The sequence below is a fragment of the Aeromonas sp. S12(2024) genome (assembly GCF_041402305.1).
In the GTDB taxonomy this organism is placed as follows: Bacteria; Pseudomonadota; Gammaproteobacteria; order Enterobacterales; family Aeromonadaceae; genus Aeromonas; species Aeromonas veronii.
Map to the genome: position 1 here is coordinate 109398 of NZ_JBGLRB010000014.1, position 16102 is coordinate 125499.

Sequence of the window (16102 nt, forward strand, 5' to 3'; positions counted from 1 at the left end):
GGGGATGGAAAAAGGGCGGCCAAATGGCCGCCCTTTGCGTCTCTGCTCTGGTTAGCGGCGACGATAGAGACCCGGATCCACCTCTTCATAGTGGCTGGTCAGGTATTGATAGAAAGCGAGATGGGAGGGCGAGCTCGGCTTTTTCAGCTCCTCGCTCACCCGATCCGGCTTGGCGATGATGAATTTGGGGTTCTGGCGCTGGATGTCCGCGAGCACACGAGCCCGCACGTCATAGGGCGGCTTGACGTTGGCAAAGAAGAGATAGGCAGAGGCCGGCTGGCGATCGGTCCAGAGATAATATTGCGGCTGGATGCCATCGACCCAGATCTTGTCGCTCGGGCTGGTCTCGGCCTTGATGCGATCGACCCGCACCTGGGCGGCGGGATTGAAGGGGCGACCCTTGAGGGTTCCTTCCCAGGCGTTGTTGATCATCAGCAGCAGCATGGCCAGCGTCGCCAGCCAGGGGGTGGCACTGCGCACATCCCAGGCGCGCCAGAGGGGGATGAGGATCAGCACCGGCAGCGCCCACAGCAGGCTGGTGCCGAGCACTTCGTTAACCCGCTCGAGGGACCACTCCTTGGTGCTCCAGCCAAAGGCGAGCTGCTGGGCCAGCAGCCAACTGGCAGTGAGCACCACCAGCGAGATGCAGAGCAGGCCGATAGCATCTGCCTGCTGTTCGCTGCGATCCAGCAATACCGCCAGCGGCAGCACCGCCAGTTGCAGATAGAGCACGTCGTAGTGATCGAATACATGGCCGGAGACCGAGTTGGCGATCAGGGTAAACAGCACCCCAAACAGGGTTGCCAGCAGGGCGGGCAGATACCACTCCTGACGGCGGCTCAGCATAAGAATGATGAAGGCGGGCAGCAACATGATGAGGCCGGTGCGCAGCAGGCCGACGGCGCCCACCATGGGGGAGAAGCCATTGCCGTAGCTCCCCTCGAAGAAGATGTCGAAGGCGTAGTATTTGAAGGCCGCCAGCAGATCATGCTGCTGGAAGTAGGCGTAAAGCGGGCCGCCAATCAGCGCCAGCCCCAGCAGGCTGGAGATGAGCAGCAAGATGGCATCACGCCACTTCTCATGCAGACACCAGTGGCAGAACAGCACCAGATACCAGGCCCCCCAGAAGGCGCCGTTGTTGGTGCGCATCCAGGCGACGATGGCGAAGGTAAGGGCCGCCACCAGTGCCGGCCACCAGCGAAATCCCTTGTCCAGCAGCAGGGTAATGAAGGCCCACTGGGCGATGAGGGCGAGGTGGAAGGTCCAGTCCTCAGTCATGTTGCCGTAGTAGTAACGGGTGCCGTAGAGAGCCAGCACCGCCAGCATGGCGCCAAGGCGCGCCTTGAACGAGAGTCCGAGCTGGGCAAAGGCCTGCCAGCTGGCCAGCAATCCGAGCCAGCAGAGCACCCACTCCAGTGTCCAGATCCCGACAAATCCCCCCATTCGATAGCCCAGCGCGTCGAGAGCGAAGATCATCGGCCCCTTGATGTCGATCATGTCGCGATAGAGCACCCCCCCTTCGCTCCACATCTTGCCCATCACCGCGAACAGCGAGGCATCAAACCCCGGCGCCATGGCGTGGAAGAGCGGGTTGCGCAGACAGAAGAGCAGCGCCAGCAAGGCGGTCAGCAGCACAATGGCTGGCTTGATACCCGGGTTGACGCGAGGGGGAGTGAAACGGATGGAGTGATTCATGAAGTCGCCTGTTCCTGCAGCTGGTCTTGAAAGCGGGCCTATCTTGCCGAGCTAGTGAGTGCGATGCAATGGGGCAGGCCCGTGTGGGGCAAATATTCTCGAAAAAGCCCGGTTCTTGCAGGGAACCGGGCGCTGGCTGCGGCAATTTTGGCCGTCAGGGGGATGTGGCGAAGCCAGCCATTCCCCCTCTGCATCAATGGATGTACTCAAGCAGGGGGGGCTGCGCTTCCAGTGTCGGCAGGTGACGGGCCCAGCGGATAAAGGCGTCGGCCAGGGTGATACCGAGCTCCTGATTGTGCTGGGTCAGGGTACGCGCCAGTGCGGTGTAACCCTCCTTGCCGGAGGCGGTATAGGCGCTCGACACTCCGCGATAGATCTGTTCGGCATTGACCGCTTGCCACTGGCCGGGGGCGGCTTCCCACTCCAGTCGGGTGATGCGCTGACCCTTGTGCCGATCGGCCTGATAGGTGAATCGCACCCCTGCGGTGTAGGGGAAGCTGCCGTTGCCATTGCCGACCACGCCGTTGTTGGTGGCGTTGTCGATTGCATTCTCCAGCGCTTCCGCCAGCTCGTGGCCGTGCACCCGATAGAGGGTGAGGGGAATGGCAAACGGCAGCAGGCGACCGGCGATATCCGCTTCGCTCAGGGGGCCCGGCTCCAGCGAGCAGCGCACGCCGCCAGCATTGTGTAGGGCAAAGTCCACCTCGCCTACCTGTTCACGGGCGGCGGTCAGCATGGCGCGGGCCACCAGCGGGGCGAGCTGGCTGCCGTGGGGCAGGGTGGCATCCGGCAGCCGCTGATGGGGAAGTGGCGCCGCCAGTCGGGTGACGATGCGCTGGCTCATTGTCTCTATCTCAGGCCGATAGCGTTTGGCCAGATGTTGTTCAAGCTGTGGATCCGGCTCGCAGAAGGTGAGCCCGGCGGGTGGGGTGGAGGCAAATGGCCAGGGCTGCCAGGGGAGCCACTCCAGCTGCCCCTGACTTTGCACGACGCGGCCTGCCTCATCGAAGGTGAGCTCGCAGACACCGAGGCAGAGGGCGCTGTGGCCAGCGTGCAAAATGGCCACCCCGTTGTTCATCAGCGGGTAGGTACCTTCGCTTGGCAGACCCAGCGGCGCGAGATCGCCGAGCAGGCTGTGGGTATGGCCGCCGATGATGAGGCTGAGCTCGGGGAAGCGCTCGGCCAGCAGCTTGTCCTGATCCAGCCCGAGGTGGCTCAGCAGCACGATATGGTGGATCCCTTCGCGCTTGATCTCCCGCAGCACTTTAGTGAGGGTCTCGGCGACCGCGTGGAAACGGGTGTGGGGATCCGGGTTGGCGATGGCAGCCATTTGGGCGAGGGTGATGCCGAGCAGCGCAAAGGGAACCCCGTCGATCACCCGACGATGCCAGGGCTGATGGGCGTCGTAGAGGTGGGGAATATCCCATAGCCCGAGGGTTGTGTCTGCTGGCTCCTGGCTGTTGTCCAGATTGGCGGCCAGCACCGGAAAATCGAGCTGGCGCAAGAACTCCACCAGCGGGCCGTTGCCCAGATCGAATTCGTGGTTGCCAAGTACCATGGCATCGGGGGCCAGCATGGCGAGCAGGTCGGCGTTGGCGCGCCCTTTGAAGCGGTTGAAATAGAGAGAGCCCTGAAAGGAGTCGCCACCGTGCAGAAACAGAAAACGCTGGCCGGCTGCTGCGGCTTTGGCACGCAGTTGGGTCAGTCGGGTCAGGATCCGGGCATAACCGCCGCACTGGGTGCGCCATTGGCCTTCACCGACAGGGGAGAAGCTCATGGGTGCGCCATCGAAGTGGGAGTGGCAATCACTGAAATGGGCAAGTTGAACCGTAATACTCATCTCGGTCCTCCTTAGGGGAAAATGAGCACCGAGTCTACTGCAAAGGGGGGGGAGGATACCAGCCCGGCAGGGTGCCGGGCTGGTCAACGATCAGGCGGGTACCATGATCTGGGTGGCGACAATCACCACCAGCAGGCCGACGGCGACCGGCATACTGGTGCGCTTGACCACCTCGAACGGCGAGAGTTTGCCCATCCCGGCACAGGCGACCACCACCCCGGATACCGGAGAAATGGTGCGACCCAGGTTGGAGGCTTGCAGCATGGGAATCACCAGATAGGCCGGATTGATGCCAAGGCTGCTGGCCAGGTTGGGGATCAGCTCCACGAAGGCGTAGAAGGGGGCATTGCCCGAGCCGGTGGTGAACGCGGCCAGGGTGGTGATCACCACCAGTGACAGCATCATGATCAGGCCGCCGGAGCCGAGATCCTGCGCGTGAGCCAGCAGAGTGTCGATAAAGCCGATGGTCATCAGACCCTGGGCGAAGACACCGGCACCGACCAGCAGCATGACCACACCGGCAAAGGCGTCAGCCATGTTGCGCCAGCAGACCTGCAGACCGTCCAGCAGCTCCTTGCCATTGCGGATCCGCACCAGCTCCAGCAGGCTGGCCAGCACCATGCACATGACGATGATGGTGACGATATCCAGCTGCGGGCCCCATTTACCGTCAAATACCAGCACCCCGATGATGGGGGTAAAGGGCAGGATGGCGTAGAAGGCAGGCGCAGTCGTCACCAGATCACCCGGGGCGACCGGCTCGTTGTGCTCACCGGATTTTTGGTCAAGGTAGCGCTGCCAGAAGAAGTGGGTCACCGCCATGCAGGCGATCGCTACCAGCGAGATGGGCAGGGTCAGCTTGAAGGCAAAGTCCAGCAGCGGCATGTTGGCGGCCTGAGCGGCCATCACCACGTCACCCGAGGTCGGTGCCAGAATGATGGCGGCTGGCGAGGCGCACACGGCCGCAGCCGCGCCACGGGAGATCCCCATGTTGACCATCAGCGGGAACAGGGTGGCCATCAGCAGCACGCCGAGGCCGGTAGCGGAGCTCACCGCCAGCGACATGGCGCAGGCCACCAGATAGGCAGCCACCAGCAGGATATAGGGGGACTTGATGATGCCGAGCGGTTTGCTGGCCAACTTGACCAGAATGGTGTTGGCGCCGATATGGCTCATGTAGCCGGCGAAGCCGCACAGCACCATGATCAGCATCCCCAGTCCACCGCCACGGTCATTGAGCAGGAAGCGGACGTATTCGAAGATATCGGTTGCGATATAACCGGTGCTGACCACCTTGCTCGGCAGCACCGGCTTGCCCATCATGGCGGTGATGACCAGCAGCAGCAAGCCGCCGCTCAGCAGCACCCCGGTCGCGGAGTATCCTTTGAAAATGGCACGGCCCACCACCAGGGTGACCAGGGTGCCAACGATGAGTTCCAGCATATGTTGCCTTCTGATTGGATGAGAGTGGAGGGAGTCTATTCCGATAGGGGTAGAGTGGCGACTGGAAACAGAATGTTGTGTGAGCTAAATCAACGTTTAACCCCATGAACAGAATTAAAGAAAGGTAAAGGTACTTTACCCAGCGGGTTTGGCTACCTACCCTTGCCAGCCTTGGTTGTCTTTTGAGGCTTTTATATGGTAATTGGTGATTTTTCAGGCATTAAACGCTCTATTTTCCTGCTTGCGATGCTATTTTCACCTACTTGCGTGTTTGCGGTAACCAATGACGGTTTTCATCAAACCGGTCCTCATCAGGCGGTCGCCATGCGGCGTCTCATAGCTCCTCACTCTTACGGCGTACTGGTGGTTGCCGAGGGGAACAGACCCCGTTTTGCCGCGCTGGCATCCAAAACCACCGAAGCAAACTGCCTGGCTCGTCATGCCATCCGGGTAGATGGGGTTGCGCTGCTGGTCACCCCGAGATTCTATGCCAAAGAGGGAAAACGGGGACTTTGCGAGCTGTGGCTCAATGAGGGGGCAGATCAGGACTTTTTTGCCAACCGCCTTAAAAATGATCATTTTATTCAGATAGATGGTCATGACATCAATGTGAAAAACTATCATCTCGACTGGCAGCGCATCAGCCGTCATGCTCAATAAAAATACAGTTTTGCCCTTGTGCCATACTCTGCTCACGCAACCTGTGAGCGTGCTCTGATTTCTGGGCGCATCATTGTATTGCGCCGCCTCGTCGTCACACATAGGCTATACCCGTCATCTGTGTGGCGGTGGGGTTCACCAAGGTTGGTACTCCGCCCGTGCAATCAAGGAAGGTAGTCTGGCATGGTCAGCAAGGTTTATGGAGTAGTGGGGGTCGGGTTGTTGTTGCTGCCCCTGATGAGTCAGGCTCAGCCGAGCCGGCCGCAAGTGGTGCCAGAGTCCCGCATCAATGTCCGTTTTTATGAGGTCAATGCAACCGGTCCGGAGCAGCTTGCCCGGGCGATTGCCCAGAGTGCTCCCAAGGTGAATGGCAAGCCCGTGCTCGGCAAGGCGAGTTATCAGGTGGACTGGCAGCTGGATACCGAGCAGTTGCCGGGGCGCTGCCAGCTCAACCGGGTGACGGTGACCACCAACGCCACCGTGCTGCTGCCCCGCTGGCGTCAGAGTGCTAACAGTAACGAGCCTGCCCGCCAGCGCTGGGGGCGGCTGCTCTCCAGCATGTTTGACTACGAATCCCGCTTCAAGGAGATGGTGCTGCAGGGGGCCAATCAGGTGGGTGGCGCCATTGCGGGATTACCCGGTCATGCAGATTGTCAGGCGCTGCGCTATGCCGCGTGGGCAGCAGGTAGTGGCGAGCTGAACAAGATTAAGGGACGGCTCGACGGATTCCAGCGTCAGACAGGTTACGGCGAACAGCTTGGGGTGCACTGGCCCAAGTGAGCGCTATCTCAACACGCAATATCCAGCATCGCACGATTTGATAAATAGAATGGCCGCCCGATGGGCGGCCATTCTGTTTGTTTGCAGAGTCCGGTTCAGACCAGCGCTTTGCCTTTGAGCAGCTTGCGTACCCAGTAACGGGCAGGGTGGAGCGCTTCCAGCAGATCGGCTGCCAGCGGCAGGGGCTCGCCGCAGATCTCGCTGGCGAGCAGCTCGCCACAGAGCGGCGCCGAGCAGAGGCCCCGCGAACCGAGCGCCCCCAGCACATAGAGGCCGGGGTGAAGGGGGAGCGGCTGGGCGTTGTGTTGATCATGCTGCAGCTGCGCATAGTGATCCGCCAGACCTTGCAATCTGGCCACTGGCCCCACCACCGGCAGGTGATCCCGGCTGGCACAACGCACCCCTACGCGCGCCTCGTTGCCGCTCACATCCACCTCGGCGGGCCAGGCTTGCTCCGGCAGGCAGGCTTGCAACCGCACCTGATTCTGGATTTGCTCCTCGGCACGAAACTCAAGGCTGCTCTGGTTACGGCTATAGCTGGCACCGATGCAGTGTTGATCGTTGTGCATAGGTGTAAGGTAGCCATCGTAGCAGAGCACGGTCTTGAGCTGACGCAAGCTGGCTGAGGTTGGCACATGACTCACCTGACCGCGCACCGGATAGAGCGGCAGCTCGGCAAAGGGGAGCAGTGCTGGCAACTGGTGACCGGCAGCGACCACCAGATTGGGGGCCTGCCAGTGGCGGCCGTCCTGGCTCTCTATGTGCCAAGCATCGGTCTGCTCGGCTATGGTGACCACTTGGGTGTGGTATTCCACCTGCAGCAGGCCGCTGGCTTGCGCCTCTTTCAGGGCGGCTCGGGTGAGATCGGCCGGACAGAGCCAGCCTCCCAGCGGATAGCTGACGCCGCTGTGGCCGCAGGGCAGGCCAACCACCTGCTCTACCTCTGATGTAGAGAGGGGATGCATCAGCTCGGGTGGGAAGGGGCCCAGGCTCATTTTCGCCAGCTTGGCTGCCGATTTGTCGTCATAACCGAGCTGTGTCACTCCGCATAATTCGAAAGCGATAGGATGGCGTTCGGCCAACGCCAGCAGCCGTTGGCGGGCATAGCCAAAGGCGAGCGAATAGAAGCGTGACAGGGCATCGTGCTCGCCGTTGAGCAGGGGATAGAGCGCGCCCTGGCGGTTGCCTGAGGCGCCGTTGGCTAGCTCGTCATCTTCACAGAGCAGGGTCACCTTGCGGCCACGCTCTACCAGCGAGAGCGCCGTCATGGCCGAGGCGATGCCGCCGCCGATGATCACTACCTCGCCAGCGCGTCCGGCAGGACGGGCATACCAGGGGACTATGGTTTGCTGCGGCTGCTTGTCGGTGCGATCCCCCACCAGCATCTCCCGCTTGCTACCGTGGCCCTTCACCTTCTTCATGGCAAAACCGGCGGCAATCAGGCCGCGACGGACAAAACCGGCACAGGTAAAGGTGGCGATGGAGCAATTGGGACGGGCGAGGCGAGCGAGACCCTCAAACAGCTCCTGTGTCCACATCTCCGGATTCTTGGCTGGGGAGAAACCATCCAGATACCAGGCATCCACCAGCCCCTCTGCCCGGTGAGGCACCTGCGGCAGCATATCCTTGATATCGCCAAACCAGAGATCGAGGCGAATGCGGCCACCCGCAAAATGCAGGCGGTGGCAACCGGAAACCGGCAGCGGCCATTGGGCGACAAGATCCTGACTCAAGTGGTCAAGTTCAGGCCAGGCGGCCAACGCCTTGCGCAGATCGTCTTGGGTCAGGGGGTATTTCTCGAAACTGATGAAGTGCAGACGGGAGCCGTTGCCGGATTGAGGCGCCTGTTCCAGGAAGGCTTGCATTGTCGCCAGAAAGTTAAGGCCTGTGCCGAAACCTGTTTCACCTATCACGAAACTGTCACTATCGTGGTGCGAAAATCGCGCAGGTAGTCGGTTTTGCTGCAAAAAGACGTAGCGGGTTTCACCTAGACCGTTATCATTGGAAAAGTACACATCCCCGAAGTCACTGGAGACAGGAGTTCCCGCTTCATTCCAGTCCAATCGGGCATGATGTAAGGATGTTTGACTCACGTTTTCCTCGGCTCGCGTCACAAAATCGCGGGCATTCTACGTGAAAGCAGACCAGTTTGGCAGCCGAAAGCGGGTAGACTTGGCGCCAGTTTTTCCAGACGAGATGAATTAATGAGAAGAGCAGTGATCACCGGTATCGGCGTCATCTCCAGTATCGGCAACAACAAGGAAGAAGTGCTGGCCTCCCTGAAAGCAGGTAAATCCGGCATCACCTATTCCGAGCAGTTCGAGCAGCACAACTTGCGCAGCCGTGTCTGGGGTAACATCAAACTCGATCCGTCTGAACTGATCGACCGTAAAGTCATGCGTTTCATGGGCGACGCTGCGGCCTACGCCTACCTCTCCATGCAGCAGGCCATTGCAGATGCCGGTCTGGCGGAAGATCAGGTCTCCAACGAGCGTACCGGCCTGGTGGTCGGTTCAGGTGGTGCCTCCGGCAAGAACACCTCGGAATCTGTGGACATCGCCCGTGAGAAAGGGGTCAAGCGTGTGGGCCCTTACATGGTGCCGCGCACCATGTCCTCCACCACTTCCGCTTGCCTCGCGACCCCGTTCCAGATCAAGGGGGTCAACTACTCCATCAGCTCAGCTTGCGCCACCTCTGCTCACTGCATCGGTCACGCGCTTGAACTGATCCAGCTTGGCAAACAGGATGTGGTCTTCGCTGGTGGCGGTGAAGAGCTGGACTGGTCCTCTACCATCCAGTTTGACGCCATGGGCGCGCTCTCTACCAAGTACAACGACACGCCGGAAAAAGCCTCCCGTACCTATGATGCGAACCGCGATGGTTTCGTTATCTCCGGTGGCGGCGGCATTCTGGTGATCGAAGAGCTGGAACATGCGCTGGCCCGTGGTGCTCACATCTATGCCGAGTTGACCGGTTATGGTGCCACCTCCGATGGTTACGACATGGTTGCACCGAGCGGTGAAGGCGCGGTGCGTTGCATGAAGATGGCGATGCAGGGTGTAGGCAAGGTTGACTACATCAACACCCACGGCACCTCCACTCCGGTCGGTGATACCAAAGAGCTGGAAGCTATCCAGACGCTGTTTGGCGCCAACGGTCCCAAGATCTCTGCCACCAAGGCGATGACCGGTCATGCGCTGGGCGCTGCGGGCGTGCACGAGGCTGTCTACTCCCTGCTGATGATGGAACACGGCTTTATCGCTCCCAGCATCAACATCGAGACTCTGGACGAGAAGGCCGAAGGTCTGCCCATCGTGCGTGAGTACGAAGCGGCCGAGCTCAATACCGTCATGTCCAACAGCTTCGGCTTTGGCGGTACCAACGCCTCTCTGGTGTTCAGCAAGTTCAAAGGCTGATATCCGGTTGATATGAAAAAAGCGCCTCAGGGCGCTTTTTTTGTCTTCGGGATCTGCCATCACTCATTGCAGAGCAGAGCAGAGCAGAGCAGAGCAGAGCAGAGCAGAGCAGAGCAGAGCAGAGCAGAGCAGAGCAGAGCAGAGCAGAGCAGAGCAGAGCAGAGCAGAGCAGAGCAGAGCATCGACCATTGTGGAATAGGAAGAGTGGGTTATTGGCAGATTTCAGCGCAGATGGTGGGGGGAGGTGACGCCACACCAATGAGCCGGATCTACATCTCTCTAGCGGGGCAGATAGCAAGAAGGGAGCTTGAGGCTCCCTTCTTTGTTAGCGGTAATGTGATGGGTACTGGTTAGAACCAGAAGCCGATGATAAAGGAGCCCGCCAGGGTCAGCATCACGTTGGCCACCGCATAGGTACCGGCATAACCGAGCGCCGGAATGGAGCTGTTGGCTGCCTCGTTGACCACATCCATCGCCGGGGCACAAGTACGGGCACCTGTGATGGCACCGAGCAGCAGCGCCGGGTTCATCTTGAGCACCCAGACCCCGAACAGATAGCCAACCAGCACCGGCAAGGTGGTCACCAACATGCCGGAGAAGAGCACTACCGTACCCACCTCGCTGAGGTGGTCGAGGATGCCGCCACCGGCTTTCAGTCCCGTGCTCACCATAAAGACCGCCAGACCGAGATCCTTGGCCAATCTGAGCGCGCCGGGCGGCACATAGCCGACCGTCGGGTGGTTGGCCCGCAGGTAACCCATCAGAATGCCTGCCAGCAGCAGGCCGACGGCGTTGCCGAGACCGAATTCGATCTGACCGAACACCAGCGAAACGGAGCCGATCAGCAGGCCGAGTACGAAGAAGGTGGTGAAGGCCACCAGATCCGTGGTCTGGCTGTGGATGCTGATAAAGCCGATCTTGTTGGCCAGCAGTTTGACCCGCTGCTTCTCGCCGCTGATCTGCAACACGTCGCCCTTTTGCAGCATGATGTTGCGATCGAACGGCATCTCGATCTGGGAGCGCACTACCCGGTTGAGGAAGCACCCTTTCTCGGTGAGGTTGAGCTCCACCAGATGACGGCCGACCACGGAGTCATTCTTTACCACTATCTCTTCGGTGACGATCTGCAGGTCAAGCAGGTTGCGGTCGAACACCTCTTTACCGTTGCGATAGTTGACGTCCAGCTTCTCGTGGCTCTCGGGATAGCCCACCAGGGCGATTTCGTCCCCTTCCTGAATAACAGCATCGCCATCGGGGCTGGCCAGAATGCCGTTGCGGCGGATCCGCTCTACATAGCAGCCGGTATGGGGATAGATGCCGGTCTCTCGCAGGGTACGACCACCGATCCAGGCTGCCAGTTCGGGACCCACCCGATAGGCGCGGATGATGGGCAGATAGGTCTTGCGACTCTCGCTGTCGGAGAGACCCCGCTCACGGGCGATTTTTTGCGCTTCGGTATTGAGGTCGAGGCGTGCCAGCGATGGGAGATAGCGCACCACTAGCATCAGGCCCACCAGACCCACCAGATAGGTCAGGGCGTAGCCGATGCCCATGTTGTCTAGCACCGCCTGCATATCGGTTTGATGAGGCAGGTTGAGCAGACCGCTGCGCAAGGCATCCTGGGCACCCACCAGCGCCGGGGTCGAGGTGAGGGAACCCGCCAGGATCCCCGCCGCCATGCCCGGCCCCAGATTGAAGAACTTGGCCAGCCCCACCGTCAGCAGCAGGGCGGTCAGCAAGATCACCAGGGTGAGAGTGATGTAGTGGATGCCGTCGCGCAAGAAGACGCTGAAGAAGTGGGGGCCAGCCTCAATCCCCACACAGAAGATGAACAGCATAAAGCCGACGTTTTCAGTGGTGGCTGCAAATTCGAAGCCCATCTGGCCGAACAGCAGGGCGGTAAACAGCACACCTATGGTGTTGCCAATCTGAAAGTTGCCAATTCGCACCTTGCCAAGCAGCAGGCCGAAGGCCAATACCACGAACAGCAGCAGGGAGTCGCTTTGATGTAGCAGTGTCACGAAATCTATGGTCATGCCCGGAAAAACCGAGGAAAAAAGTGGGGTCGATATTGTGCCGGATCTATCCCCAATAAAGAAGCGCAAGGGAGCGATTAATCGGACGTTATCGGACGCTATTTGTGGAACCGGCGGCGTGATAGGGAGACAAGCGGATGAAATCTGGCAATTTTTGCTGTAACCGTTGTTGTCAATTAGTGAAATCTGCTGCCCGCGACCGAAGTGCTCTGGCGCAGGCCGATATTTTAGATTCTGCTGTCCAGCCGCTTGGCGGGGATCAGTTTCAGCAGATTCAACCGATGGCCACCATGGTTGGCTGAGGGGCAAATCAGCTTGATATTTACCCGTTCGCCCACGGGGCATGGGTTGGCAAAAAGATGCTTCTGAAAAGTGCCAATAGAGCCTGTCACTAGGTGGTTCCGGAGGGAGCAAAAAACAGCATAAAATCAGGTTGGCCAGCAAAATGACTCTTCGCCGGGGGCCATCAAGGGCAATCCCGCGTCCTGACAGGGCTTGCTGCACTTACCCACAGAATCTGTGGATAACCCTGTTTATGAAACTTGTTCATCGCCCTGAAAGCCGCGCCAGTACTGGGATGCAAGGGCTGTTCAAAAAATACCGGAAGAAAAATGTTTGTATAAAAATCAAATAGTTAGATGCGACAGAAGAAAACTCTGTCGAGCCGGGACGGGTAACAAAAGGGAGCGTCAGCAGCAAGAAGGATCTTGTGCATTAAAATTGGCAGGAGAGGGCACTAAAGTGGATAACTTGCACCGAGATGGTGAGGAATTGGCTCCCCCGACTGGACTTGAACCAGTGACATACGGATTAACAGTCCGCCGTTCTACCGACTGAACTACGGGGGAACATCAGGCAAGGAGGAGCATCATACAGAAGGTGTCCTGGGTGGTCAAGCCATTCGCGGGATGATGGCACGGGTGTACCGCTGCTAAACCCTCGGTTACACTGCTCCTCTGCTGTTTTGTGTCGGGAGTGTTCATGAGCAAATTGTTCAAGTTAGCCAGCCAGTTTCAACCCGCCGGGGATCAGCCCACGGCGATTGCCCAGCTGCTGGATGGCATCGAGTCAGGGCTGGCCCATCAGACCCTGCTCGGGGTGACCGGTTCGGGCAAGACCTTCACCATGGCCAACGTCATCGCCACCCTGAACCGCCCGACCATGATCCTGGCTCCCAACAAGACCCTGGCCGCCCAGCTCTATGGTGAGATGAAGGAGTTCTTCCCCGACAACGCGGTAGAGTATTTCGTCTCCTACTACGACTATTACCAGCCCGAAGCCTATGTGCCGACCACTGACACCTTTATAGAGAAGGATGCCTCGATCAACGATCACATCGAGCAGATGCGATTGTCCGCCACCAAGGCACTGCTGGAGCGGCGCGACGTGGTGATCGTCGCTTCGGTGTCGGCCATCTATGGTTTGGGGGATCCCCAGGCTTATCTGAGCATGATGCTGCATCTCAAAGTGGGGGATGTGATCAACCAGCGGGATATCCTGCGTCGCCTCGCTGAGCTGCAGTACACACGTAACGACATGGCGTTTCAACGCGGCACCTTCCGGGTGCGCGGTGAAGTGATCGACATCTACCCTGCCGAATCGGACAAGTTGGCCCTGCGGGTAGAGCTGTTTGATGAAGAGGTGGAGCGCCTCTCCCAGTTCGATCCTCTGACCGGCGCCATCGAGCAGACGGTAGTGCGCTACACCATCTATCCCAAGACCCACTACGCCACCCCGCGCGAAACCATTCTGGGGGCTATCGAGCATATCAAGGAGGAGCTGCGCAGCCGCCGCGAGCAGCTGTTGTCCCTCAACAAGCTGGTGGAAGAGCAGCGCATCAGCCAGCGTACCCAGTTCGACATGGAGATGATGCAGGAGCTGGGTTACTGCTCCGGCATCGAGAACTACAGCCGCTACCTTTCCGGTCGTGCGCCGGGGGAGCCGCCGCCCACCCTGTTTGACTACCTGCCGGGGGATGGCCTGCTCATCATAGACGAGTCTCACGTCACGGTGCCGCAGATCGGTGCCATGTTCAAAGGGGACCGCTCCCGCAAGGAGACCCTGGTGGAGTACGGCTTCCGGCTCCCCTCGGCGCTCGACAACCGGCCGCTCAAGTTCGATGAATTTGAAGCGCTGATGCCGCAGACTGTGTTTGTTTCGGCGACTCCCGGCCCCTACGAGCTGGAGAAGTCCGGCGGCGATGTGGTGCAGCAGGTGGTGCGCCCAACCGGCTTGCTCGATCCGGAGATCGAGGTGCGTCCGGTGACCACGCAGGTGGACGATCTGCTCTCCGAGATCCGCAAACGGGTCGCTGTCGAAGAGCGGGTGCTGGTCACGACCCTGACCAAGCGGATGGCGGAAGACTTGACCGAGTATCTGGCGGAGCACGACGTCAAGGTGCGCTACCTCCACTCCGATATCGACACGGTCGAGCGGGTGGAGATCATCCGCGATCTGCGCCTCGGCAAGTTCGATGTACTGGTGGGTATCAACCTGCTGAGGGAAGGTCTCGACATGCCGGAGGTGTCGCTGGTGGCGATTCTGGATGCGGATAAAGAGGGCTTCCTGCGCTCGACCCGCTCGCTGATCCAGACCATCGGCCGGGCGGCGCGTAACCTCAACGGCAAGGTCATTCTCTACGGCGATACCATCACTAACTCGATGAAGGTCGCCATTGAGGAGACCGAGCGGCGCCGCGCCTTGCAGCATGCCTATAACCTCAAGCATGGGATCACCCCCAAGGGGCTCAATAAGTCCATTGGTGATGTGATGGACATGGGCGGCAGCCGCACAGCAGGCAAACCTGGCAAGGGGATGCGCAAGGCGGCCGAGCCGCAAGGGGAGTACCATGTCCGCTCTGCCAGCGAGATTGCCAAAGAGATCAAGCGGATGGAGGAGCAGATGTTCCAACATGCCCGGGATCTGGAGTTCGAACAGGCGGCAGCACTGCGGGATCAGATCCAGCAGTTGCGCAGCGAGTTGATTGAGTCATGAGCCGCAAACGCTGGCTGATTTGGCAACGACTTCGTCGTCTCTATCAGGGCTTTCGCCATCCCGGTACCCCCTGGTGGGCGAGGGGACTGGTGATCCTTATCCTGCTCTATGGCATTAGTCCGGTGGATCTTATCCCTGACGTGGTGCCCTTGCTGGGTTGGTTCGATGACGTGACCCTGCTGCTGGTGTTGCTGTGGGGTTGGGAGCGTTGCCTTCCCCCCGCAGTGCGCAGCGATCTGGAACAGGCCTCCTAGTTCACCTTTTCAACACCACGCTCGACATCACTCTGTGCGCTCCCACCCTCGAAGGAAGCGGAAAAACGGTTTCATTTGAAGGTGGGCTCTGCAGGATGAAAAAGAGGCTGGCCGGTGATTGTCGCCCGAATGGCATTGGCGTAGACTCCACGCCGTTCACTTTATGGGTATGGAAAAAATGGATCTGATCCTCTTTGCAATCGACTTTATCCTGCACGTTGACGTGCATTTGAAAGAGCTGTTCGAGAACTATGGCGTCTGGGTTTATGCCATCCTGTTTCTGATCATCTTCTGTGAAACCGGGTTGGTAGTGACGCCGTTCCTGCCGGGTGACTCCCTGCTGTTTGCCGCCGGTGCGCTTACCGTGGGCAGCGTGCTGGACGTCCATACCCTGGCGGCCGTGCTGATCATCGCTGCCGTGCTGGGCAACGTGGTCAACTACACCATTGGGCACTTCTTCGGCGAGCAGCTGTTCCGCAACCCGGACTCCAAAATCTTCCGCCGGGATTATCTGGAGAAGACCCACGCCTTCTATGCCAAGCATGGTGGCAAGACCATCATCATCACCCGCTTCCTGCCCATCGTGCGTACCTTTGCGCCGTTCGTGGCAGGGATGGGGGCCATGACCTATCCGCGCTTCCTGGCGTTCAACCTGGTTGGCGGCCTGCTGTGGGTACTCTCCTTCGTTTATGCCGGTCACTTCTTTGGCAATCTGCCGGTGGTGCGTCACAACTTTACCCTGCTGATCTTCGGCATCATCGGTATCTCCCTGTTGCCCATGGTAATTGGCGCAGTCAAGGCCAAGATGAGCACAGCCAAGGCGTAACCAGAAATACGGTCAGCCAGAACGAGAAAGGGGGAGCCATCATGGCTTAATGCCGATCAGTTAAGGATCCATTGACCGATCCTTCTGTTGTGTGAAAATCCGAAACCTGTTGATTGGTTTCGGATTTTTTATGCGTATCGCTCAAGCTCTCGACTTCC

13 protein-coding genes and 1 tRNA gene are annotated in these 16102 nt (G+C 59.4%); 7 read left to right on the forward strand and 7 right to left on the reverse strand.

The window, feature by feature from the left end; all coding sequences use genetic code 11:
- Positions 1-51: 51 nt before the first annotated feature.
- The 3 genes from ACB035_RS14440 to dcuC form a co-directional block, all read right to left on the reverse strand.
- A complete protein-coding gene (locus ACB035_RS14440; protein ID WP_371167531.1) occupies positions 52-1695 on the reverse strand; it encodes a hypothetical protein in 1644 nt (547 codons plus the stop codon).
- Between the two features lie 193 nt (positions 1696-1888).
- A complete protein-coding gene (locus tag ACB035_RS14445; RefSeq protein ID WP_371167532.1) occupies positions 1889-3535 on the reverse strand; it encodes a bifunctional UDP-sugar hydrolase/5'-nucleotidase in 1647 nt (548 codons plus the stop codon).
- Between the two features lie 90 nt (positions 3536-3625).
- Positions 3626-4978, reverse strand: coding sequence for an anaerobic C4-dicarboxylate transporter DcuC (dcuC, locus tag ACB035_RS14450; protein WP_005336914.1), 1353 nt, complete (start codon positions 4976-4978; stop codon positions 3626-3628).
- Positions 4979-5173: 195 nt separating this feature from the next.
- On the opposite strand from dcuC, the gene ACB035_RS14455 reads away from it, so the two are divergent.
- Positions 5174-5638, forward strand: a complete 465-nt coding sequence (locus ACB035_RS14455; protein WP_371167533.1) for a hypothetical protein — start codon at positions 5174-5176, stop codon at positions 5636-5638.
- Between the two features lie 183 nt (positions 5639-5821).
- Positions 5822-6418, forward strand: a complete 597-nt coding sequence (locus ACB035_RS14460; protein WP_371167534.1) for a DUF922 domain-containing protein — start codon at positions 5822-5824, stop codon at positions 6416-6418.
- A gap of 95 nt (positions 6419-6513) precedes the next feature.
- On the opposite strand, the gene mnmC is transcribed toward ACB035_RS14460, so the two are convergent.
- Positions 6514-8532 carry a bifunctional tRNA (5-methylaminomethyl-2-thiouridine)(34)-methyltransferase MnmD/FAD-dependent 5-carboxymethylaminomethyl-2-thiouridine(34) oxidoreductase MnmC gene (gene mnmC / locus ACB035_RS14465; RefSeq protein WP_371167535.1) on the reverse strand — a complete coding sequence of 673 codons (2019 nt, stop codon included), beginning with the start codon at positions 8530-8532 and terminating at the stop codon, positions 6514-6516.
- Between the two features lie 90 nt (positions 8533-8622).
- On the opposite strand from mnmC, the gene fabB reads away from it, so the two are divergent.
- Positions 8623-9834 (forward strand): beta-ketoacyl-ACP synthase I, encoded by a 1212-nt coding sequence (fabB, locus tag ACB035_RS14470; RefSeq protein WP_058058450.1) that lies wholly within the window; start codon positions 8623-8625, stop codon positions 9832-9834.
- Between the two features lie 59 nt (positions 9835-9893).
- Here fabB and ACB035_RS14475 read toward each other — a convergent pair whose 3' ends face one another.
- Together ACB035_RS14475 and ACB035_RS14480 are read right to left on the reverse strand one after the other, a co-directional pair.
- Positions 9894-10016 carry a hypothetical protein gene (locus ACB035_RS14475; protein WP_371167536.1) on the reverse strand — a complete coding sequence of 41 codons (123 nt, stop codon included), beginning with the start codon at positions 10014-10016 and terminating at the stop codon, positions 9894-9896.
- A gap of 168 nt (positions 10017-10184) precedes the next feature.
- On the reverse strand, positions 10185-11870 hold the full coding sequence (locus ACB035_RS14480; RefSeq protein ID WP_005336899.1) for an aspartate:alanine antiporter: 1686 nt from the start codon (positions 11868-11870) through the stop codon (positions 10185-10187).
- 137 nt (positions 11871-12007) lie between these two features.
- Here ACB035_RS14480 and ACB035_RS14485 point away from each other — a divergent pair, with 137 nt between their 5' ends.
- On the forward strand, positions 12008-12172 hold the full coding sequence (locus tag ACB035_RS14485) for a hypothetical protein (RefSeq protein ID WP_236271367.1): 165 nt from the start codon (positions 12008-12010) through the stop codon (positions 12170-12172).
- A 470-nt stretch (positions 12173-12642) separates the two neighbouring features.
- Here the strand turns inward: ACB035_RS14485 and ACB035_RS14490 are convergent.
- Positions 12643-12718 (reverse strand) — tRNA-Asn (locus ACB035_RS14490).
- Positions 12719-12851: 133 nt separating this feature from the next.
- Between ACB035_RS14490 and uvrB the strand changes: the two genes are divergently transcribed.
- From uvrB to ACB035_RS14505, 3 genes are all read left to right on the forward strand, one after another.
- Positions 12852-14864 (forward strand): excinuclease ABC subunit UvrB, encoded by a 2013-nt coding sequence (gene uvrB, locus ACB035_RS14495; RefSeq protein ID WP_257697477.1) that lies wholly within the window; start codon positions 12852-12854, stop codon positions 14862-14864.
- The gene (locus ACB035_RS14500) at positions 14861-15118 is read left to right on the forward strand and encodes a YkvA family protein (RefSeq protein WP_005360976.1); all 258 of its coding nucleotides are present in this window, start codon (positions 14861-14863) and stop codon (positions 15116-15118) included. Before uvrB ends, ACB035_RS14500 begins: the two co-directional genes overlap by 4 nt.
- A gap of 178 nt (positions 15119-15296) precedes the next feature.
- Entirely contained in the window at positions 15297-15944 is a 648-nt protein-coding gene (locus tag ACB035_RS14505) for a DedA family protein (RefSeq protein ID WP_041202713.1), read from the forward strand.
- Positions 15945-16102: the final 158 nt, after the last annotated feature.